General features: G+C 39.7%; 16 protein-coding genes. 11 read left to right on the top strand and 5 right to left on the bottom strand.

The genetic code is table 11. The features are described from left to right. Positions 1-193 precede the first annotated feature (193 nt). Positions 194-1,909: a GGDEF domain-containing protein gene (locus F933_RS07995; protein ID WP_005060125.1), complete on the top strand. Its 1,716-nt coding sequence runs from the start codon at positions 194-196 to the stop codon at positions 1,907-1,909. A gap of 54 nt (positions 1,910-1,963) precedes the next feature. Further along, the gene (locus tag F933_RS07990) at positions 1,964-3,604 is read left to right on the top strand and encodes a P-loop NTPase fold protein (RefSeq protein ID WP_005060123.1); all 1,641 of its coding nucleotides are present in this window, start codon (positions 1,964-1,966) and stop codon (positions 3,602-3,604) included. 13 nt (positions 3,605-3,617) lie between these two features. Here F933_RS07990 and uvrA read toward each other — a convergent pair whose 3' ends face one another. Next, a complete protein-coding gene (gene uvrA, locus F933_RS07985; protein WP_005060121.1) occupies positions 3,618-6,449 on the bottom strand; it encodes an excinuclease ABC subunit UvrA in 2,832 nt (943 codons plus the stop codon). Positions 6,450-6,815: 366 nt separating this feature from the next. Here uvrA and F933_RS07980 point away from each other — a divergent pair, with 366 nt between their 5' ends. From F933_RS07980 to F933_RS07970, 3 genes are all read left to right on the top strand, one after another. Then, entirely contained in the window at positions 6,816-7,418 is a 603-nt protein-coding gene (locus tag F933_RS07980; RefSeq protein WP_034710624.1) for a TetR/AcrR family transcriptional regulator, read from the top strand. A gap of 3 nt (positions 7,419-7,421) precedes the next feature. Next, positions 7,422-8,399, top strand: a complete 978-nt coding sequence (locus F933_RS07975) for a zinc-binding dehydrogenase (RefSeq protein ID WP_005060118.1) — start codon at positions 7,422-7,424, stop codon at positions 8,397-8,399. A gap of 71 nt (positions 8,400-8,470) precedes the next feature. Continuing rightward, entirely contained in the window at positions 8,471-8,830 is a 360-nt protein-coding gene (locus F933_RS07970) for a DUF1304 domain-containing protein (protein ID WP_005060117.1), read from the top strand. A 147-nt stretch (positions 8,831-8,977) separates the two neighbouring features. On the opposite strand, the gene tenA is transcribed toward F933_RS07970, so the two are convergent. After that, positions 8,978-9,652: a thiaminase II gene (gene tenA, locus F933_RS07965; protein WP_005060115.1), complete on the bottom strand. Its 675-nt coding sequence runs from the start codon at positions 9,650-9,652 to the stop codon at positions 8,978-8,980. Between the two features lie 174 nt (positions 9,653-9,826). On the opposite strand from tenA, the gene F933_RS07960 reads away from it, so the two are divergent. The 4 genes from F933_RS07960 (at position 9,827) to F933_RS07945 (ending at position 14,953) form a co-directional block, all read left to right on the top strand. Then, on the top strand, positions 9,827-10,909 hold the full coding sequence (locus tag F933_RS07960) for a DUF475 domain-containing protein (protein WP_005052426.1): 1,083 nt from the start codon (positions 9,827-9,829) through the stop codon (positions 10,907-10,909). 151 nt (positions 10,910-11,060) lie between these two features. Then, a complete protein-coding gene (locus F933_RS07955) occupies positions 11,061-12,425 on the top strand; it encodes an MFS transporter (protein ID WP_034710621.1) in 1,365 nt (454 codons plus the stop codon). A 51-nt stretch (positions 12,426-12,476) separates the two neighbouring features. Next, positions 12,477-13,046 carry a single-stranded DNA-binding protein gene (ssb, locus tag F933_RS07950; protein ID WP_005060112.1) on the top strand — a complete coding sequence of 190 codons (570 nt, stop codon included), beginning with the start codon at positions 12,477-12,479 and terminating at the stop codon, positions 13,044-13,046. Positions 13,047-13,510: 464 nt separating this feature from the next. After that, positions 13,511-14,953 (top strand): amino acid permease, encoded by a 1,443-nt coding sequence (locus F933_RS07945; protein ID WP_005060110.1) that lies wholly within the window; start codon positions 13,511-13,513, stop codon positions 14,951-14,953. Positions 14,954-15,022: 69 nt separating this feature from the next. On the opposite strand, the gene pdxR is transcribed toward F933_RS07945, so the two are convergent. After that, positions 15,023-16,522, bottom strand: a complete 1,500-nt coding sequence (pdxR, locus tag F933_RS07940; RefSeq protein ID WP_005060109.1) for a MocR-like pyridoxine biosynthesis transcription factor PdxR — start codon at positions 16,520-16,522, stop codon at positions 15,023-15,025. Positions 16,523-16,676: 154 nt separating this feature from the next. On the opposite strand from pdxR, the gene gabT reads away from it, so the two are divergent. Then, a complete protein-coding gene (gabT, locus tag F933_RS07935; RefSeq protein ID WP_005060107.1) occupies positions 16,677-17,969 on the top strand; it encodes a 4-aminobutyrate--2-oxoglutarate transaminase in 1,293 nt (430 codons plus the stop codon). Next, entirely contained in the window at positions 17,966-19,414 is a 1,449-nt protein-coding gene (locus tag F933_RS07930) for an NAD-dependent succinate-semialdehyde dehydrogenase (RefSeq protein WP_005060105.1), read from the top strand. Before gabT ends, F933_RS07930 begins: the two co-directional genes overlap by 4 nt. Positions 19,415-19,487: 73 nt before the next feature. Here F933_RS07930 and F933_RS07925 read toward each other — a convergent pair whose 3' ends face one another. Next, positions 19,488-20,414, bottom strand: coding sequence for a LysR substrate-binding domain-containing protein (locus tag F933_RS07925; RefSeq protein WP_005060103.1), 927 nt, complete (start codon positions 20,412-20,414; stop codon positions 19,488-19,490). Between the two features lie 72 nt (positions 20,415-20,486). After that, entirely contained in the window at positions 20,487-21,113 is a 627-nt protein-coding gene (gene ycaC / locus F933_RS07920) for an isochorismate family cysteine hydrolase YcaC (protein WP_005060101.1), read from the bottom strand. Positions 21,114-21,252: the final 139 nt, after the last annotated feature.

The following is a 21,252-nucleotide window of genomic DNA, read 5'->3' as shown; positions in this document are numbered from 1 at the left end:
ATTTATTGCTTATTTAAATTGAAATTAAATTTAGAGAAAAATTAAATAATAAAAAGAATATGATGTTGTTGTATATATTTAAATGCATAGAAAAATGAGATTAATAATGCCAGTATATTTTGAAAATCAGGTAAAATTATTCATTGTTTAAAATTTATTCGGGATGGCTTTTGAAAAAAAACAAGGTGGTTGAATGGGACGTAAGTTAAAGCGTGTCAAATTACGTTCAGAACAAATCAGTCTTCGACTTTTTTTCTGTATGGCTATCATAATTTTATCGATTTTATATATTTCTATTCCTTTGATATTGAATAGCTATAAAGAATATAATAAAACAAATCAGGTGCTTACTGAGATTACAAGTCTACGTGCTTTAGTGAAAACTGCGAATAAAATTTCGAGAGAGCGTGCTCCTTCAAATAAAGTCATGTCGAGTACACCTGAAGAAATTGAAAAAAATAAAAAAGAATTAGCTGAATTTAGACAAGTCGTGGATGGTCAAATTAATGAAACGATCACTACATTAGATCAAGCAGGTTTTAAATCCTTAGCGCAAAAATTGCAAACCGACTTAAAATTTAAACTGGAAAACTCACGTAAAATTGTCGATGCATATGCTGAAATAACTCATTCCGAGCGGACATCTGCTCAGCTTGATCATGCCATTTTAGAGATGTTTGCTGTATGGGATGAAAGCCGTAACTTTTTAAATGAGTTAATGGCTCAATCAAAAAGCCAAGACAGCAGAATGTCAAATTATTTTATTTCCATCTTAATTTTAACCGATATGCGTGATCAAGCTGGACGTGTTGCGTCCAATGTCATGGCACCAATTACTTTTTCAGAAACTATTTCAGATGTGAATCGAGCACGTTCTTTACAAACTGAGCATCAATCACATTATCTTTGGTCATTAGTTGATGCGATCCAACCACAGTACACCAAAACACCTGAATATATTCGTTTACATCAAAGGGTCAAAAGCGAATTTCTTGACAAAGGATTACCCTTAGTTCGTCAATTATTAGATGAAAGTAAAGCGGGTCAGGCGTATTTTTTAACAGGCACGCAACTTACAGAGCGTATCGTTGGTAAATTTACAACAGTCATGGATCTGCAAAATTATATTTTAGATCATAGTATTCGTATTGCTACACAGCAGAATAGAAAAGCCAAACAGCAGTTTATGTTCACCTTGTCTATTTCTAGCTTGTCTTTGCTGATTGCACTTTTTACGATGATTTATACCAAACGAAAGGTTTTTACACCTTTGATTAATGCCAGAGACATGATTTTAGAATTATCGGACAGTTCTGAACTAATTACCAAACAACCTAAGCAAGAGTTTTTATCGCTGTTTGGCGCAATTGATAACTTAAAGCTTATGTTGAAGCAGCGGGATATGATGGAGTCGCAATTAAAAAAAATTGCAAATACCGACATGCTTACGGGGGTATCTAATCGCTTGGCTTTGGAAGAGTATGTTAATCATTTAATCGCTAAACCAAATGCGCTATCTCAGACCTGCGTATTCGCAATTGATATTGATAATTTTAAATTTGTGAATGATCGATATGGGCATATTGTAGGTGATGAAGTGATTACGATGATTGCAGATCAGCTTAAGCATCATGTAAGAGTTTCTGATTTGATTGTGCGTTATGGCGGTGATGAGTTTTTAGTGGTCATTGAAAGTATTGAAATGGGTGCTGCAAAAGCCATAGCTGAAAATATTCGTTCAGGAATTTTAAAGCAAAATATTATGACCTCGAATGTTGATGAATTGATTCAGGTTTCGGTCAGTATTGGTGTTGCGATTGGTGCTGAAAGTTGGTTGGAATTATTGGAAAAAGCCGATCAGTCGTTGTTAAAAGCGAAAGTAAAAGGGAAGAATATAGTTGAGACTTGATTCGCTCAATTATTGAATTATTATAAAATTTTATATTTAAAGCATTATGATCTGATGGACATATTAGAGAAAGAAAAAAGATTAAAAGAGCGACTAGAACACAATATTAGAAATGAAGAGATCGGCACAGCAATTGCGATTACTGGGCCTTGGGGTGTTGGTAAGACTTTCTTTTGGAAAAGATGTATAGGTGGATATAATTTTAAAAAGAAGTACGTCTATGTCTCATTATTTGGTCTTGAGTCGCTGAGTGATTTAAAAACGCATATTTATAGCAATATTGAGAATAACCATTCAGCTTTAGAGATTCCTCGATGGATTCGGGGGTTACCATCGATTTTAAAAGATACCAGAGTTTCACAATTTGGATTAAACGCTTCTACTAAAATTTTTGATAGCCTTATGTTTAATCAGGTCAAAGATGCCATCATCTGCTTTGATGACTTCGAGCGTATGTCTAATAAATTAGATATAAAAGACGTTATGGGTTTAGCAAATTATTTAAAATTAGAAAAAAATTGTCAGATCATTTTGATTTTAGATGAAGATAAAGCAGAAGGTGACAATAAGCAGAAGTATGCGGACTATAAGGAAAAACTAGTTGATGAAACGATTATTATCAATTCTGTTGAGCCTTTGATTCGAGAAAATACCAAAGACATTGATGATCAGCTTGTTGATTTGATGGTGGAGTTTGCTAATAAATTAGAAATTCATAATTTTCGATTCTTTCAAAAAGTAATTAAGTTATATCGAGAGTTTAGAAGTAAGCTGCCAGAAACAGTAGCTGATTCGACTAAAGAAATTATATTAATAAGAATTCTTCAAGGTTACTTAATTTGTGATTTCAGTAAGTTAGAGTATGGATGGGAGGACTGCCAATGTTTTACAGAGCAGCAAAGAGAAAATTGGTCAGATCAAAAAAAGCAAACTTATAAAAATTTAAACGAAGTTTCAACTTTTTTCATAAAAAACGATCTTTGGCTGATTGAATTTAAAAAGTGGTTTGACCAGAAAGATGATTTTTCAAATGAGGCCTTAATAAAGTTAGCCCAATCCGAGGTGATAAGTGATGCCAATAATAAATTACAGGACAAACTTTCAGCTCTTTTTGATGAGCGTGATAATTATCAGGCAAGTGATAATTTTATAGATCGGTTATATTCAATTTCTTGCCAAAGTATTGGTGTTAGTTCTTTACGTGACCTTAGAGCTTGTATTAGTACGTTGGAAGACTTCGGAGAGTTTGAAAAAGCTAAGTTGCTTGAATCAAAGATTATCAGTTGGATTAAGGAAAAATTATCTAAAGATAGAAATGCCTTTAAGGGAAGTGAGTTATTTGGAGTTCATGGATTTCAAAGTATTATTCAAGAATTCTTGAAACTAAATCCAAATCTGCCCACTTTAAAAGACGCTATTTATAATGTTTATATAGATAGCTCGTATTCAGATTTAGATTTAGAAAGTATTAGAAATGCTGATAAAAATAGCCTAAATCAATTTATTTTTAAAGATTTTCAAAAAGACAGTCGGTTCCTGAATACTAGAGTTCATCACCTCATCTCTCGACTACCTAACCAGCAAAAAAAGTTTGTAATCGAGATGCTGAATGAAAGAGCGCAGATTTCAAGCTTTCAAAAGATATATGTGAATTATCTTATTGCTAAGTTAACAGATGAAGAAAAGGAGTCGTAAGACTCCTTTTATATCACTTCAACATCGGTTTTAAGAACTTACCTGTGTGTGAAATTTCGACTTCAGCGACTTGCTCAGGTGTGCCTTCAGCAATAATTTGACCACCACCAGAACCACCTTCAGGACCAAGGTCAATTACCCAATCAGCGGTTTTGATCACATCCAAATTATGCTCAATCACCACAATGGTATTACCCTTATTGCGTAGCTCATACAAAATGTCGAGTAACTTGGCAATATCATGGAAATGTAGACCTGTGGTTGGCTCATCCAAGATATATAAGGTTTTACCTGTATCACGTTTTGCTAACTCACGCGCTAATTTAACCCGTTGCGCTTCACCACCTGAAAGCGTGGTTGCAGCTTGACCTAGGCGAATATAACCCAGACCCACTTGCATTAAGGTATCTAAACGGCGATGAATCACTGGAATCGCACTAAAGAATTCCGCTGCATCTTCAACGGTCATTTCTAACACATCTGAAATGTTCTTGCCTTTATAACCCACCTCTAAAGTTTCACGGTTATAACGCTTGCCATGACAAGCATCACAAGGCACATACATATCAGGTAAGAAGTGCATCGCGACTTTAATCATGCCGTCGCCTTCACAGGCTTCACAACGACCGCCTTTCACGTTAAACGAGAAACGACCTGCGCTATAACCACGCGCTTTGGCTTCAGGTGTTTGCGCAAATAACTCACGAATCGGCGTAAATAAACCTGTATAGGTGGCAGGATTTGAACGTGGGGTACGACCAATTGGACTTTGGTCAATATCAACCACTTTATCGAGATGCTGTAAGCCATCAATCGAATCAAACTTTTCTGCGGTCAGCGTTGTTGCACCATTGAGTTGAGTGGCAGCTAATGGTAATAAAGTACGATTAATTAAGGTTGATTTTCCTGAACCTGAAACGCCCGTCACACAGGTCATAATGCCGAGCGGAATGGTGAGATCGACATTCTGTAGATTATGACCACTTGCACCAGAGAGTTTGATGAATTCATCTGGGCGTGGCGATTGGGTACGTTGCGCAGGTATCGCAATTTTTAGACTGCCTGAAAGATATTGACCTGTAAGCGAGTCTTTATTCCCCGCAATCTCGTCATAGCTACCTTCACCGATAATGACACCGCCATGAATCCCTGCGCCAGGTCCGATATCAATAATATGATCCGCAGCACGAATCGCATCTTCATCATGCTCAACCACAAGTACGGTATTACCAAGATCACGTAAGCGAATCAATGTTTGTAATAAGCGATCATTATCACGTTGATGCAAACCGATCGAGGGTTCATCAAGCACATACATCACACCCATCAAGCCTGCACCGATTTGCGAAGCGAGACGAATACGCTGAGCTTCACCGCCTGACAAAGTTTCTGCCGAACGAGCGAGACTGAGATAATTTAAACCGACACTGACGAGAAAGTGTAAACGTTCGCGAATCTCTTTAAAGATTTTATCGGCGATTTCACCTTTAGCACCTTCAAGATTGAGATCTTGATAATAGTTTTCAGCATCACCAATCGACATCTTGGTGATTTGTGCAATGGTCTTATCTTTGACACGAACATGACGTGAGATTTCATTGAGACGTGAACCATCACAGGCATCACATGCCGCATTTGATAAATATTGTGCGAGATCATCACGGACATAATTCGATTCAGTTTCACGATAACGACGTTCTAAGTGCGGTAATACGCCTTCAAAGGCTTGTACACGACTGTGTTTGCGACCACGTTCATCGATATAACTGAGGTCGATTTTCTCTTTGCCTGTACCTTGTAAGAATTTCTTTTGTGTCTCTTTATCCAATTCATTCCAAGGGATATCTAATGAAATCTCAAAATGATCGGCGACTTTTTGCAACATCGTATAGTAATAAGGACGTTGTCTGTCCCAACCACGAATCGCACCTTGACTAATGGATACTTCAGGATTTGGAATAAGTTTTTCCGCACTGAAATGGCTACGCGTTCCTAAACCGTCACAAACAGGGCAGGCACCGAAGGGATTGTTGAATGAAAACAAACGTGGCTCAAGTTCCGCCACGGCACGATCACATTCAGGGCATGAGTGTTTAGCTGAAAAGACACGTTCAGGGTGTTCACCATTCATCCACGATAAAATTGCAATGTCACCACCTAAGCGTAATGCTGTTTCAAAAGATTCAGCGATACGATTACCGAGATCATCACGGACTTTAAAGCGATCGATTACGACTTCAATGGTGTGTTTTTTCTTTTTATCTAATTCAGGTGGCGTATCGATATCAATGATTTCACCATCGACACGCGCACGTACGAAACCTTGACCTTGTAATTGTTCAAATAAATTGCTGTATTCGCCTTTGCGTTCACGTACCACAGGCGCAAGTAACATCAGCGCTGTACCTTCATCGAGCGCTTTTACTGCATCAACCATTTCCGAGACTGTTTGCGCGACCATCGGCAAGTCATGTTCAGGGCAATATGGCGTTCCTACACGTGCATACAATAAACGTAAATAGTCATAAATTTCGGTAATTGTACCGACAGTTGAGCGTGGATTGTGGCTGGTTGATTTCTGTTCAATTGCAATTGCAGGTGATAAACCTTCGATTGAGTCAACTTCAGGTTTTTCCATTTGCGAAAGGAATTGGCGTGCATAAGCGGAAAGTGATTCGACATAGCGACGCTGACCTTCAGCATATAAAGTGTCAAATGCAAGGGATGATTTTCCTGAACCTGAAAGCCCTGTGATCACCACAAATTTGTCACGTGGAATATCGAGTGACACATTCTTTAAATTATGGGTACGTGCGCCTCGAATACGGATATGACTTTGGCTCATGAAAACATCTCAATAATATGCAAATAGAAGATCAAAACAGGTTGAACATTGATGTCATGCAGCATCGATTATTTAATTTGAATGCGATGAGAAAGGAATCAATACACATAAATTTAAAATAATTGCTGAGTAGCATCATGATGTTTAACAGGTCTTATATGATAGCGCCTTAAAATTGTTCAAGTGGTATAAAAATATTTAAAACGACAAATTGTGACGGTTAGACCACATTTTCAAACATCATCAGTCTTAACCGAGTTGTATTTTTATCATTCATTTTCTCATTTTACTACTGTAAAGCTGTTGCTAAATAAAAATACATAATTTTACTAGACGACTGGTCTAATATTAAAATACAGTGTGTCTATGAAACGATCAATGAAAAGTGAAGCGACCCGACAACATATCTTGGATACCAGTTTTGAATTGGTATTGCGTAAAGGTTTTGTGGGGGTTGGCTTACAAGAAATTTTGAAAGCCTGTGACGTACCAAAAGGTTCGTTCTACCACTATTTTACGTCTAAAGAGGCGTTTGGTTGTGCTTTATTAGAACAGTATATGGCTGACTATAAAGTACGAGTTGAGCAGCTTTGGCAGCACACTGAACAAAGTGCGTATGCACGATTGATGGCTTTGTGGCAGGCGTGGATTGACGATCCAATTTATGGCAGTTGGGCAGAAAACTGCTTAATTGTGAAACTCGCGGCTGAAGTCTCTGATTTATCAGAAGACATGCGACAGATTTTGAATTTAGGTGTGCATCGACTCACGCAACGCATAGCGCTGCTATTACAAGAAGGGCAGCAGCAAGGTTCGATTCCAACACATCTTGACCCATTTAAAACAGCTCAAGTGATGTATCAGCTTTGGTTAGGTGCGGCATTGATGACCAAATTGGCACAAGACAAAGCACCATTGCATCTAGCTTTGGAAACTACGAAACAGCTGTTACAACCGATACAGGAATAAATCATGCAAAGTATTATTCATCATCAATTTGGCGAACCCGTAGATGTTTTAGAATTCGGTGATATGCCTAAACCTGAGCCTAAAGCAGGTGAAGTCCGTATTAAAACGATTATGTCCCCAATCCATAATCATGATGTATGGACGGTGAGGGGAAGTTATGGTTATAAACCAACGTTGCCTGCAATTGGCGGGAGTGAAGCGGTAGGTATCGTCGATGCGGTGGGTGAAGGTGTTGATGAAAGTAAATTAGGACAACGGGTTGCTGTTGCTGGCGTACATGGTAGTTGGGCAGAATATTTTATTGCGCCTGCGCAAAGCATCATTCCTTTAAATGATGCGATTGATGATGAAACAGCAGCTCAATTGATCGGGATGCCGATCAGTGCTTTGATGTTACTCGACTTTGTAAATGTTCAAGCAGGGAAATGGCTGATTCAAAACACAGCCAATGGTGCGGTGGGTAAAACCGTAGCGATGATTGCTCAGGCGCGTGGTTTGCAAGTGATTAATCTTGTGCGTCGTACCGATGCAATTGCCGAAATGCAGGCTTTAGGCATTCAGCATGTAGTTGCAACGGATCAAGCGGATTGGAAGCAACAAGTGAAAGCCATTCATGTTGATCAGCCATTGATTGCAGGCGTGGATTCAATTGGTGGAACGGCGAGTGGTGAAATGCTGAATCTACTGAGTGAAAATAGCGTATTGGTTTCATTTGGCAGCATGACGGGCGAAACCATGCAGATTTCATCGGGTGATTTAATTTTCAAACAAGCGACGGTGAAAGGTTTTTGGGCAAGTGTGGTTAATAAAGAAATGCCAGCCGAGCGTAAGAAGGCATTATTTATTGAGTTATTAACGCTTGCGACACAAAAGAAACTGATTTTACCTGTAGAAGGCATTTTCAGTTTTAATGAGATTAAAACGGCTGCACTCAAAGCCACTCAAGCTGCACGTCAGGGTAAAGTGTTGTTAAAGCCTTAACTTGGGAAATAGATGACCAGTCGTGAGGCTGGTCTACTGATATTAAGTCATAAAATAAAAAGGAAAATTATATGATTGGACAACTGCTTGTAGGATTAATTGCTGTCTTGCATGTTTATATCTTAGTGTTAGAAATGTTTTTATGGGATAAACCAGCAGGTTTAAAAGCATTTGCGAATACCCCTGAAAAAGCTCAGCTCACCAAAGTTTTGGCGCAGAACCAAGGTCTTTATAATGGTTTTCTTGCAGCAGGCTTATTTTGGGCATTAGTTGCACCTGAAACCTATGCTGTGGCTTTGGCAAATTTCTTTTTAGCTTGTGTGTTGATCGCAGGTATTTATGGTGGTTTGACGGCGAGTAAAAAAATTATTTATATCCAATCTGTACCTGCATTGCTTGCTTTAATTGCAGTCAACTTTTTTAGCTCATAAAGGTATTCACTCATTCTGATTTGTGTTTTAATGCACTCAGTTTGAGATGAGCCTCATACAGTATATCGGACAATACGATATACGACTAAGCCCCCATGAGGGGCTTTTTTATGTCTATGAAAATGTAAATGAAGATCAGATAGACGATTAAGCTTGGTCTAAACCTAACCATTGGCGTTGCTGATAAGCGCTATCCCAAAATAACCATTCCAGTTTTGCACCCATAGTGTATGCAGCATGCATTTTCGCCAAAGTGTCTTGATCACAACGTGCTGCCACTTTATCTACAGTTGTAATCACATTGCGCACTGCCGTATTAAATTCTTCACCTGCATAAGTATCAATCCATGCTTGGTATGGATTATTTGCAACAGATTGACTAACAATGTCTTTACCCACTTCTGCATAAATCCAAAAACAAGGCAGTAGTGCTGCCAAAATTACAGGGTAGCTTTCTGACCAAGCTGTTGCTGTTAAAAAAGAAGTGTAATGATGGCAAGCGAGCGTCAAAGGTGTATTTTCAAACTCAGTTTTGCTGATATCAAATTCCTGCATAAAATCGCTATGTAGACTACGTTCTACAATAATGGCAATTTTTGCAGCTTCGGAAAATTGAATTACATCATCTGCTTCATAGGCTTTTGCCGCAGCTACAGCAAGTGCACGACCATAAGCCAGTAAATAGTGCGCATCTTGAATCACATAATGACAAAAGGCTTCACGGTTTAATGTACCTGCTGCAAGTTCTTGGTTAAACGGCAAAGCTAAGATTTTTTGATATAAATTTTGATTACGTTGCCAAACATCTTGAGAAAATGTCATGAATTGAACCTGTTAGAAACTGATAAAAGAAAAACATCAAGAGACTATAGCAGAACTCAGTTTTAATAGAGTTTGATCTCAAAATAACAGCAACAATCTTTTCTATCTTTCATCTAAAACTCGCCTACAATAGACACATTTTTATACCCTAACGATTTCGTAAAAAGGTTGCTCATGAAGCATTTCCGTTTCTCCATATTCTTCACCATAGTGTGTTTAGCACTATCTGCTTACTGGGGCTATTCGCATGGCCCAGAAGCAGGTGTCGCTACAATGCTTAAAGCATTAACCATTACTGCAATTTTAGCTGTGATGGAGGTTTCCCTTTCTTTTGATAACGCTGTCGTAAACGCTTCAGTACTGCGTAATTGGGATCATTTTTGGAAAATGATCTTTTTAACGGTGGGTATTTTAATCGCCGTGTTTGGTATGCGTTTGATTTTCCCAGTCGTGATTGTCGCTGTGACTGCCGATATGGGGATGATGGAAGTGGTGAAACTAGCGCTCAATGATCCAAAATCCTATTCAGAACGTTTGATGGAACATCATGCTGAAATTGCAGCCTTCGGTGGTACATTCTTACTTATGGTGTTTTTAAACTTCTTCTTTGATGATGGTAAAGAAACACATTGGTTCCGTTGGCTTGAATCTAAACTTGCAAATTTAGCTAGTGTACCTGCAATGTCGGTATTTATTGCTTTGGTCGCAATGATCATCATGGCATCGAATGTAGATGAAAGTAAGCGTCTTGTTGTCACGATGGCTGGTATTTGGGGCATTGTGGTGTATATCGGTGTGCAAGTGCTGAGTCATATGCTTGGCGGTGAACCTGAAATTGATGAACAAGGTAATGCGGTGACTCATGATGCAAACGGTGCAGCATCAGGTGTTGTGAAAGCTGGTTTCGGTGGTTTCTTGTATCTTGAAGTTCTTGATGCATCATTCAGCTTTGATGGTGTGATTGGCGCATTTGCAATTACTAGTGATGTCGTCATCATCATGTTAGGTCTGGCTATTGGTGCGATCTTCGTCCGTTCAATGACAATTTATTTGGTAGAAAAAGGCACTTTGGATGCATACATCTTCCTTGAGCATGGCGCGCATTATGCAATTGGTGCTTTGGCATTCATTATGATTGCAAGTGGTACAGGCTTACATGTACCTGAAGTGGTTACTGGTCTTATTGGTGTTGCCTTTATTGTTTGGGCAGTGATTGCCTCGATTCAATACAGTAAAAGACAGCAACACGTATCTTAAGCTTATTTTCAGCTTAATCAGCTATGTTAAATAAAGGAGCGGAATCGCTCCTTTATTTTTTCTTGCAAATATCTTAAGTTTTTATCATCTACTTACAACCTTTATGAGTGAATGACTTATAATCCGTTGAGTCAGTTATAGTGTCTTATCAATAATGAATGCTTTAGAACGTCGTTCAACTTTTGCCTTAAGTAGCATTTTTGCCTTACGCATGTTGGGGTTGTTCATGATTATTCCTGTTTTTTCTGTAGCAGGACAATCCTATGCGTATGCAACACCTGCGTTGATTGGTTTGGCTGTCGGGGTGTATGGTCTGACTCAGGCAATATTACAAATTCCGTTTAGTCTCTTAGCTGATCGCTTTAGTCGAAAACCACTGATCATATTGGGTTTAATTCTGTTCGCTGTTGGTGGGGCAATTGCTGGATTTGCCGATACCATTTATGGCGTCATCATAGGTCGTGCAATTGCAGGAGCAGGGGCAGTTTCAGCCGTAGTGATGGCGTTACTTGCTGATGTCACTCGAGAAGAGCAGCGAACCAAAGCCATGGCTGCCATGGGCATGAGTATTGGTTTGTCCTTCGTCGTGGCATTTAGTTTAGGACCGTGGCTCACCAGTCTAGTGGGTATTTCAGGTTTATTCTTTGTCACGACCATTATGGGTTTAGCTGCAATTTCAATGTTGCTCTTAGTACCTAAAGTCACTCGACATCATCGTAATTTTCAACAGGGTTATTTGAATCAACTGAAACAAGTGATTCAAATGGGCGATTTAAATCGATTACATATTTCTGTTTTTGCATTGCATTTATTATTGACCGCAATGTTTATCTATATTCCATCACAACTGATTGAATATGCACAGATCCCATTGGCTAAGCATGGTTTAATTTATTTACCTTTATTGGTGCTCAGTCTCTTTTTTGCATTTCCAAGTATTATCATTGCTGAAAAATACCGCAAGATGCGTGGCATTTTTCTTTCAGCAATTGCCGGCATTATTGGCGGTTTACTGATCCTGATTTTTGGCTATGAATCCAAATATGTGTTGCTGACAGGTTTAGGTATTTTCTTTATTGCATTTAACGTGATGGAAGCATTATTGCCTTCTTGGTTATCAAAAGTTGCACCGATTCAATCGAAAGCGACAGCAATGGGTGTGAATGCGAGTAGTCAATTTTTAGGCGCATTTTTTGGTGGAACATTAGGCGGTCAGCTTTTGATGTTACAGAATACTGCGCTTGGCTGGAGTGTATTATCTGGGATTGCTATACTCTGGTTGCTGGTTAGTTTTGGCTTGGCTCAGCCAAGATATTTGTCTTCAATTGTGTTGCCTTTACCTCATATGACACAAACAGATGAATGGACTTCAAAATTACTGGCAATTCGTGGTATTGAAGAAGTTGTGGTGATGCCCGAACAACAAGTTGCTTATATTAAAGTCGATAAACAGCGGATTGATGATGCTGGGCGACAAGATTTAACGCACTTGATTGGCAAAGAGGTAGCCATTTAAGCATAACTCTTATAAAGTAAAACATAGAAATAGATAGGATGATGACAGCTAATGCGTGGTGTGAATAAAGTTATTTTAGTCGGTACTTTGGGTAAAGATCCAGAAACAAAAACCTTTCCGAATGGTGGATCTCTGACTCAGTTTTCGATTGCAACAAGTGAATCGTGGACAGATAAAAATACTGGTGAGCGAAAAGAACAAACAGAATGGCATCGTATTGTATTGCACAATCGCTTAGGGGAAATTGCTCAGCAATATTTACGTAAAGGCTCAAAAGTTTATATTGAAGGTTCATTGCGTACACGTCAGTGGACAGACCAAAATGGTCAAGAGCGTTACAGTACTGAAATTCGTGGCGATCAAATGCAAATGCTTGACTCACGTCAGCAAGGTGAACAACAAGGTGGTGGTGACTTTAACCAACCACGTTTTAACAATAATAACCAAGGTGGTGGTTACCAAAATACAGGTTATAACAATAACCAAAATGGTTATGGTCAAGGTGGCAATCAAGGCAATTATACTGGCAATCCACAAGCGGGTAATGGTTTTAATACACCAAAAGCTGCACCACAACCTGCTGCTGCGCCTGCTGATTTAGATGATGATTTACCGTTCTAACTGGTTGGTTTAGGTGATAAAAAAGCCCTCTCTTAAAACTAAGATAGGGCTTTTTTAATGGTTTCTAGAAAAAAAATTGGAGCAAAGTCAGCAAGAACATTTCAATGAATGAGTAAAAAATAAATCATAGTTTTTATTTAAGTATTTGATTTATATTTTATTCAATAAATAATAAATACAGAATTTTTAAATATGGGCTTTTCCTTTAAAAGTAAAGTTCTCCATTTTTGTGCATAATTTTTTCAATTGGCTCTCTCTTTTATTATAAAAATGGCTCTCGTTTCTTCAGAGCCAAAACGACAAATTAAAGCTATAGGAAGTATGCATACGGAAGCGTCGCTTGAGCTATATTTCTTTCATGATGAGAGATGGATTGAGTGACACAATTTTTAGGAGATATTCAAACAATATCGAGCATTTGAAGTCTTGAGTTGTTTATATCTTCATAGGTTAAGGAAAATGATATGGCAGCACATCAACATGGTTCTGAAGCCAATCTCTCCCAAAATTTAAAACATGGACTTCAATCACGCCATCTCACCATGATTTCAATTGCTGGTGTGATCGGTGGTTCTTTATTTGTCGGTTCAGGCAGCATTATTTACAACACAGGACCAGTGGTGTTTCTCACTTATGCTTTAGGTGGATTACTGGTTTGGTTCATTATGCGCATGTTAGGTGAAATGGCGGTTTTAAATCCTGACAGTGGTTCATTTTCAACTTATGCCGATCGTGCGATTGGTCGTTGGGCCGGTTTTTCCATCGGTTGGCTATATTGGTGTACCTTAGCGATGCTGATGGGATGGGAAGCCTATGTGGCTGGAAAAATTTTAAATAGTTGGTTTCCGTTTATTCCAATTTGGGCCTACATGGTTCTAGTGATTGTTGGATTAGTCGCTGTAAATTTACAAAACGTAAAAAATTATGGTGAGTTTGAGTTTTGGTTTGCACTCATCAAAGTGATTGCGATTGTGATATTCCTTGTGATCGGTAGTTTAGCCATTATGCACTTATGGCCATGGGGAGATGCATCTGCTTCTGGTGTCAGTAATTTAACTGCGCAAGGCTTTATGCCCAATGGTGCATCATCCGTGATTACGGCGTTACTTGGAGTCATGTTTGCTTATATCGGAGCGGAGATTGTCACCGTCGCGGCGGCAGAGTCTGAAAATCCTTCTAAAGAAATTCGTAAAGCCTCTAACTCAGTGGTGTGGCGGATTGTACTATTTTACGTCGGTTCAATGTTTGTTGCGGTTTGTTTGATTCCACATAATAACGAATTATTAAAAGACTCAACTTGGGGAACCTATAGTGTGACCTTAAATGCACTGGGTATTCCAGAAGCGCGTCATATCGTGAACTTCGTGGTTTTAACTTCAGTATGCAGTTGTTTTAACTCAGCATTGTATACCTGTTCTCGTATGTTATTTTCATTGTCAAAACGCGGTGATGCACCGAAAAGTTTTGGCTCTGTGAATAGTAAGAGCAGCCCTTGGGTTGGGGTGATTGTGTCGTGCTTTTTCTCAGTGATTGCTGTGATTTTAACGGCTACGGAAAGTATGAATGTCTACGATTTTTTCATGTTAACCACAGGTGCTGCAACACTGTATGTGTACTTGACGATTGCATATTCTCAGCTGCGTATGCGTAAAAAGCTTGAAGCAGAAGGCACGCCTATTGAGTTTAAAATGTGGTTATTTCCTTATATAACTTATCTGGTGATCTTTGCGATCATCGGTGCAATTCTCACCATGTTGATTGAAGGTACTTATTTCAAAGAAGTCATCTATACCACAGCACTGTTTGGCATTATCGTATTCTTTGGTTTTGTCTCACAAAAATTGCGTTGGGGAGAAGAACGTCGAGCGTCGCACTTAAGCCAAGTACATGAAGAAAAATTAGTTTAATTTTTGAAAATAAAAGAGCCTCTTTATTATAGAGGCTCTTTTTTATTAAAATTTAGAGTTGATTGATGATTAATTGAGTGTAGGAACTTTTGCTTCTCGTAAGCATTGTAATAACACACCAAATGCCATCACCATATCTTTTTCATTGACACAAGCAAAGCCCATCAGCAAACCGCGTTGGGCATGTGCATGTGACTGCATATAGTATTGAGAAAGTGGACGTACTTTGACGCCACGTTCCAGTGCAGTTGCCGCGATAGCAACATCATCACAATGATCTGGTAATTTTAAAACCAAATGTAAACCCGCCGCTTCATCGTATTCATGAATAAACTCAGATCCAAGATAACGTTGAATTAAACTGACCAAATAATCCCGACGTTTGCCATACAGCAAGCGCATACGTCGAATATGTGCTTCGTAATGACCTTCACGAATAAATTCAGCGAGTGCTTTTTGCTCGAGTAAATGTCCGCCACGATACAGTTCAGCGGCAACGATACGTAAAGGTGAGAACAGCGGTTTAGGTACAACTAAATAACCAATGCGTAAAGATGGATAAATCGTTTTACTAAAAGTGCCCATGTAGAGCACAGGCGCATTGTTCTCTAAGCCTTGTAGTGAAGGATAAGGCTGACCTGAAAAACGAAATTCGCTGTCATAATCATCTTCCACAATCCAGCTATTGTGCTGACGCGCAATCTGGATGAGTTGTCTACGTCGATCTAAACTTAAATGTGAACCCAATGGATATTGGTGAGATGGGGTCACAAAAATTAATTTAGGGGGCTGTTTGGGCTGTTGTTCAGGAATAATACCTTCCACATCTACAGGCATGGGTTGAATGTGTACGCCATTAATTCGCAACGTATTCCTCATCCCCCAATAAGCCGGATCTTCAATCCAAATATGATCACCAATATCGCTGAGCGCGCGAGATACTAAATCAATCGCTTGATGAATCCCCTCAGTAATAATTATTTGGTCTGCATCACATTGTACTGAACGAGCGACACGTAAATAATCAGCCAAGGCACTGCGTAGTTCAATGCAGCCACCTGCATTGCTATAAATGAGTCGATTGACATCAGGTTCGCGACTTAAACGCGCTTGTATACGACTAAAAATATGATGAGGAAATTCGGTTACATCTGGTGCACCAGGTACAAAGGCTCCCCATTGATGCGGTGATGCAGCGGCATAACCCAATAAGTTTGAGCCGCGTTGTGATAGCACGTATGAGCTTTGAACTTTTGTCAGCTCAGGAGCTTTCTTTTTATTCTTGGTATTTAAGAAACTTTCAGGCAGTTTTTCTGCGACCCATGTGCCATGCCCTGTCCGCGCTTCTAAATAACCTTCTGCTTGTAATTGTTCATACGCCGTTAAAACGGTATTTCGTGAGACGTGAATTTCGCTGGCTAAATCCCGCGAAGCAGGCAACCGTGTCATCGGTTGAACCACGCCATCAATAATGGCAGCGCGTAAACAGCGGAAAAGGCGCTGATGTAGTTTTCCCTCAGTGTCCTGTTGGAGTCTTTGTAGCAAATGATCTCCAAGTAAACTACGCAATTGGCTCTCTCCTAGACTTTAAAAATGGCTCTCGTCACTTGCCTTCAGACGAGCGAAATTACAGCTATAGGCAGTCATTGTATCGCATCCTAAAAATCGACCCTTGGGATGTAAGACTAAAGCTGTAACTGATGATGAAATATGAGGGAATAAAATGGACACTCAACATTCTGCACTTAATGTTCGTAAACAGCAAGCAACCCCACGTGGCGTAGGTGTGATGTGTCAGTGGTATGCAGAAAAAGCCGAAAATGCAACCATTTGGGACAAGGAAGGCAAGCAATATATCGATTTTGCAGGTGGTATTGCAGTACTCAATACTGGGCATCGTCATCCGAAAGTGATCGCTGCGGTAACAGAGCAACTGACTAAATTTACCCATACGGCTTATCAAGTGACACCTTATGAAAGTTATGTTGCTTTGGCTGAACGCATTAATCAGCGTGCGCCAATCGCAGGTGCAGCGAAAACAGCATTTTTCACTACAGGCGCAGAAGCAGTTGAAAATGCAGTGAAGATTGCACGTTCATATACAGGTCGTCACGGCATCATTACTTTTGGTAATGGTTTCCATGGTCGCTCATTTATGACTATGGCAATGACAGGTAAAACAGCACCTTATAAACGTGACTTTGGTGTGATGCCTGCAGGTGTATTCCATGCGCGTTATCCTGTGCCAGAAAAAGGTATTTCAGTTGCAGCAGCGATTGAAAGTGTTGAAGATATTTTTAGCGAAGATATTGCCCCACATGATGTCGCGGCAATTGTGCTTGAACCTGTACAAGGTGAAGGCGGTTTCAACGTTGTACCTGCCGAATTCTTAAAACGCTTACGTGCTTTGTGTGATAAGCACGGTATTTTATTGGTCGCTGATGAAGTGCAATCTGGTTTTGCCCGTACAGGCAAATTATTTGCCATGAATCATTATGAAACCAAAGCAGATTTAATCACGATGGCGAAAAGCTTGGGTGGAGGCTTCCCAATCTCAGGTGTAGTGGGACGTGCCGAAGTGATGGATGCACCAAACCCAGGCGGTTTGGGAGGTACCTATGCAGGTAGTCCAATCGCAGTTGCTGCTGCTCATGCGGTAATTGATGCAATCGAAGAAGAAAACTTATGTGAGCGTGCCAATGAGCTGGGTGCAGAGTTGGTTACTGTTTTAAAAGAAATTCAAGAAACTTCAGGCGATGTTGTCACTCAAATTCGTGCTTTGGGTTCAATGGTTGCTGCCGAGCTAGAAACAGCTGAACAAGCAAAAGCAGTACAAAGTTATGCCATGGAACATGGTTTATTGATTCTCACTTGTGGTAAATACGGTAATGTCATTCGTTTCCTATATCCGTTAACCATTCCTGCTGAGCAATTCCGTCAAGGTCTCGATATTTTAAAACAAGGTTTTGCAGCATTAACAGCAGACAGTGCACAAGCAGTGGAGCAATCTGCATGATTCAAAACGATTTGCAGTATTTATTACAGCACCCCGATATTTCACTAGCTGCACCAGCCGCGCATAACGATATCGAAGTGAAAGATGCTGCGACAGGTGAAATACTGGCATGGGTGAAAAGTTATGACCGTGCTGGTGTTGAAGCAGCGATTCAGCGTTCAGCCCAAGCGCAAGCTACATGGAAAAAGCAAACTGCTTTAGTTCGTGCTGATGTGTTGTTGGCATGGTATCAATTGATGCTTGAGCATAAAGAAAATCTCGCACAGATTTTAACTGCTGAGCAAGGTAAACCATTGGCTGAAGCACGTGGTGAGATTGGTTATGCTGCTTCATTCATTCGTTGGTTTGCAGAACAGGCTCGTCGTATTGATGGTGAGGTATTAACGCCAACATTGCCAAACCAACGTTTGCTTGTGATTAAACAAGCGATCGGGGTAACAGCTGCAATTACGCCGTGGAATTTCCCTGCGGCGATGATCACACGCAAAGCTGCGCCAGCAATAGCTGCGGGTTGTTCGATGTTGGTCAAACCAGCAGAACAAACGCCTTTGACCGCGTATGCACTAGAAGTGTTGGCTTTAAAAGCAGGTTTGCCTGCCGATATTTTGTTAAATATTAGCGGTGATGCGATTGAAGTCGGTAAAACGCTGTGCGAGAGCGATATTGTGCGCAAGCTGAGCTTTACAGGTTCAACCCAAGTGGGTCGCATTTTAATGCAGCAATGTGCGCCGACGATTAAGAAACTATCGCTCGAATTGGGTGGTAATGCACCTGTGTTGGTGTTTGATGATGCCAATCTCGATCAAGCCGTTCAGGGCATTATGGCGAGCAAATATCGCAATAGTGGTCAGACTTGCGTCTGTGCGAATCGAATTTATGTGCAAGATGGTATCTATGATGCTTTGGCAGATCGTTTAGTCGAAGCTGTGTCTAAGCTACAAGTCGGTGATGGTCGTCAGGAAACATCAACCCAAGGTCCATTGATTGATGAAGATGCAATTGCCAAAGTTCAGTCACATATTGCTGATGCGACTGCAAAAGGCGCGACAGTCCGTATTGGTGGTCAGCGTTCAGTGTTAGGTGGTACTTTCTTTGAACCAACAGTACTCACCAATGTTACTCAAGATATGAAAGTGTCAAAAGAGGAAACCTTTGGTCCACTTGCGCCGTTATTCCGTTTCAAAACTGAAGATGACGCAGTGGCAATGGCAAATGACACTGAATTTGGTTTGGCGGCGTATGTGTTTACTCAAAGCGCAGCTCGTCAATGGCGAGTGGGCGAGGCGCTTGAATACGGCATGGTTGGAATTAACACGGGAGCAATTTCAAATGAAGTTGCGCCATTCGGCGGTGTTAAACAATCAGGCTTAGGCCGTGAAGGCTCAAAGTTTGGTATCGATGAATATCTCGAAATGAAGTACTTGTGTATGGATTTATCTGAGTAAATCTTGGGTGGTTGAACACTCAAATCTGTTTAATAAAAAACGATCATGCCCATTCATGATCGTTTTTTATTTGTTAGGTCGGGCTATAGCCGTGATGGCTTTCAGGCAAACGTCTTAAATTTTCAATCAGCATTTCAAGCAATTTTTCAACCACTAGACGCTGTCCTTTGCGCGAGGCATAGACTAATTGCACTGTACCTCGATTAGACTTCCATTCGGGTAAAATATGGATCAGCTTTCCTTTTTCAATGTCAGCTTGAACCGTTAAATAGGGCAAATCTGCGATACCCAAACCATCACTGACAGCATAATAAACACCAGCCAAATCGTTGCTTCGTACTCGCGGCGAATAAGGCACATCGACCGTTTCATCATGATTGACACCACATAAATGCCATATATATTGGTTTTTTTGAATCCCTAAAGCTACACTTGGATAACCTGATAATTCAGAGTAGTGTGTGATTTGTTTACCCTGTAAAAGTTCAGGTGCAGCGACCAAACAATGTTCAGTTTGAATCACATCGCGTATGATTAAACTAGAGTCTTCGTTGGGTTCAAAACTGGTACGTATTGCAATATCAATATCATCATGTAACACGTCAACACGACGACTGGTCAACTCCAAGGCAATTTCAACTTTAGGGTAAGTTTTTAAAAATTGATTTAATAATTTGCGAATTTGGAAGTGCATCATCAATGGTGGGCAACTGATTTTGACTAAACCTTGTGGTTCGCTTTTCTGTTTCAGTAATACATTTTCTGCACATTCAACTTGAGCAATCACTTTACAACATTCGTCATAGAACTCTTGTCCCAGTTCAGTTACTTTAAAATGCCGTGTGGTTCGTTGGATGAGATTCACATTAAATTTATTTTCAAGCTCAATAATACGACGGCTCAATTTAGATTTACTGATACTTTCTGCTTCACTGGCAGCACTAAAACCGCCGTGTTTCACCACAAGATAAAAATAATGAAAATCATCAAATGAGTTCATCAAGGCAGCTTTAGTCCTATATTCAGATGAAGATTAGAATAGCATTAACTCTTCTAATCTTCAGTGAACGATTTATTTTTGTGCAGTGTTTTGATTATAGCTGTTGATTAAGTTGCGATAATCTGGAATGTGGTTCGAGAATAATGCTCCTAAGCCTTCAATATCATTACGCCAGTCACGATGTAACTCACACGCCATACCAAACCACGTCATTAATTGAGCGCCTGCTTGAGACATGCGATCCCAAGCTGCATCACGGGTTAACGCATTAAATGTACCTGAAGCATCGGTGATTACAAAAACTTCAAATTCTTCAGCAAGTGCTGATAGCGTTGGGAAAGCCACACAAACTTCAGTCACAACACCTGCAATAATCAATTGTTTTTTGCCAGTTGCTTTAACCGCTTTAACGAAGTCTTCATTGTCCCATGCATTAATTTGACCTGGACGTGCAATATAAGGCGCATCAGGAAAAATTTCTTTAAGTTCAGTAACTAAAGGACCATTCGGGCCATTTTCAAAACTGGTTGTTAATATGGTTGGTAAATTGAAATATTTGGCAGCATCTGCAAGCGCTAACACATTATTTTTAAATTTATCTGGATCAATGTCGCGAACCAAAGAAAGCAATCCAGTTTGATGATCAACCAGTAAAACAGCGGCATTGTGTTTGTCTAAGCGAATGTAATTTTGAGCCATGAATATATCCTTGTGATTTGTGGAAAAAATTTATTGATCGTTACTTCATGGGAAGTGTTATTTGAAATAATGCTAATGAAAAAATTTAAAGGTCAGAAGTACAAAAAATGAGATAAACAATATTAAAAATAGGATGATA

The organism is Acinetobacter beijerinckii CIP 110307 (assembly GCF_000369005.1).
Lineage (GTDB): Bacteria > Pseudomonadota > Gammaproteobacteria > Pseudomonadales > Moraxellaceae > Acinetobacter > Acinetobacter beijerinckii.
Note: the sequence above shows the minus strand (reverse complement) of the source record. Positions and strands in the feature narration are given on the sequence as shown.

Excerpts from the sequence above, each read along its gene's own strand:
- F933_RS07995 (WP_005060125.1), top strand. The coding sequence starts at position 194 with ATGGGACGTAAGTTAAAGCGTGTCAAATTACGTTCAGAACAAATCAGT.
- F933_RS07990 (WP_005060123.1), top strand. The coding sequence starts at position 1,964 with ATGGACATATTAGAGAAAGAAAAAAGATTAAAAGAGCGACTAGAACAC.
- uvrA (WP_005060121.1), bottom strand. The coding sequence starts at position 6,449 with ATGAGCCAAAGTCATATCCGTATTCGAGGCGCACGTACCCATAATTTA.
- F933_RS07980 (WP_034710624.1), top strand. The coding sequence starts at position 6,816 with ATGAAACGATCAATGAAAAGTGAAGCGACCCGACAACATATCTTGGAT.
- F933_RS07975 (WP_005060118.1), top strand. The coding sequence starts at position 7,422 with ATGCAAAGTATTATTCATCATCAATTTGGCGAACCCGTAGATGTTTTA.
- F933_RS07970 (WP_005060117.1), top strand. The coding sequence starts at position 8,471 with ATGATTGGACAACTGCTTGTAGGATTAATTGCTGTCTTGCATGTTTAT.
- tenA (WP_005060115.1), bottom strand. The coding sequence starts at position 9,652 with ATGACATTTTCTCAAGATGTTTGGCAACGTAATCAAAATTTATATCAA.
- F933_RS07960 (WP_005052426.1), top strand. The coding sequence starts at position 9,827 with ATGAAGCATTTCCGTTTCTCCATATTCTTCACCATAGTGTGTTTAGCA.
- ssb (WP_005060112.1), top strand. The coding sequence starts at position 12,477 with ATGCGTGGTGTGAATAAAGTTATTTTAGTCGGTACTTTGGGTAAAGAT.
- F933_RS07945 (WP_005060110.1), top strand. The coding sequence starts at position 13,511 with ATGGCAGCACATCAACATGGTTCTGAAGCCAATCTCTCCCAAAATTTA.
- gabT (WP_005060107.1), top strand. The coding sequence starts at position 16,677 with ATGGACACTCAACATTCTGCACTTAATGTTCGTAAACAGCAAGCAACC.
- F933_RS07930 (WP_005060105.1), top strand. The coding sequence starts at position 17,966 with ATGATTCAAAACGATTTGCAGTATTTATTACAGCACCCCGATATTTCA.
- F933_RS07925 (WP_005060103.1), bottom strand. The coding sequence starts at position 20,414 with ATGAACTCATTTGATGATTTTCATTATTTTTATCTTGTGGTGAAACAC.
- ycaC (WP_005060101.1), bottom strand. The coding sequence starts at position 21,113 with ATGGCTCAAAATTACATTCGCTTAGACAAACACAATGCCGCTGTTTTA.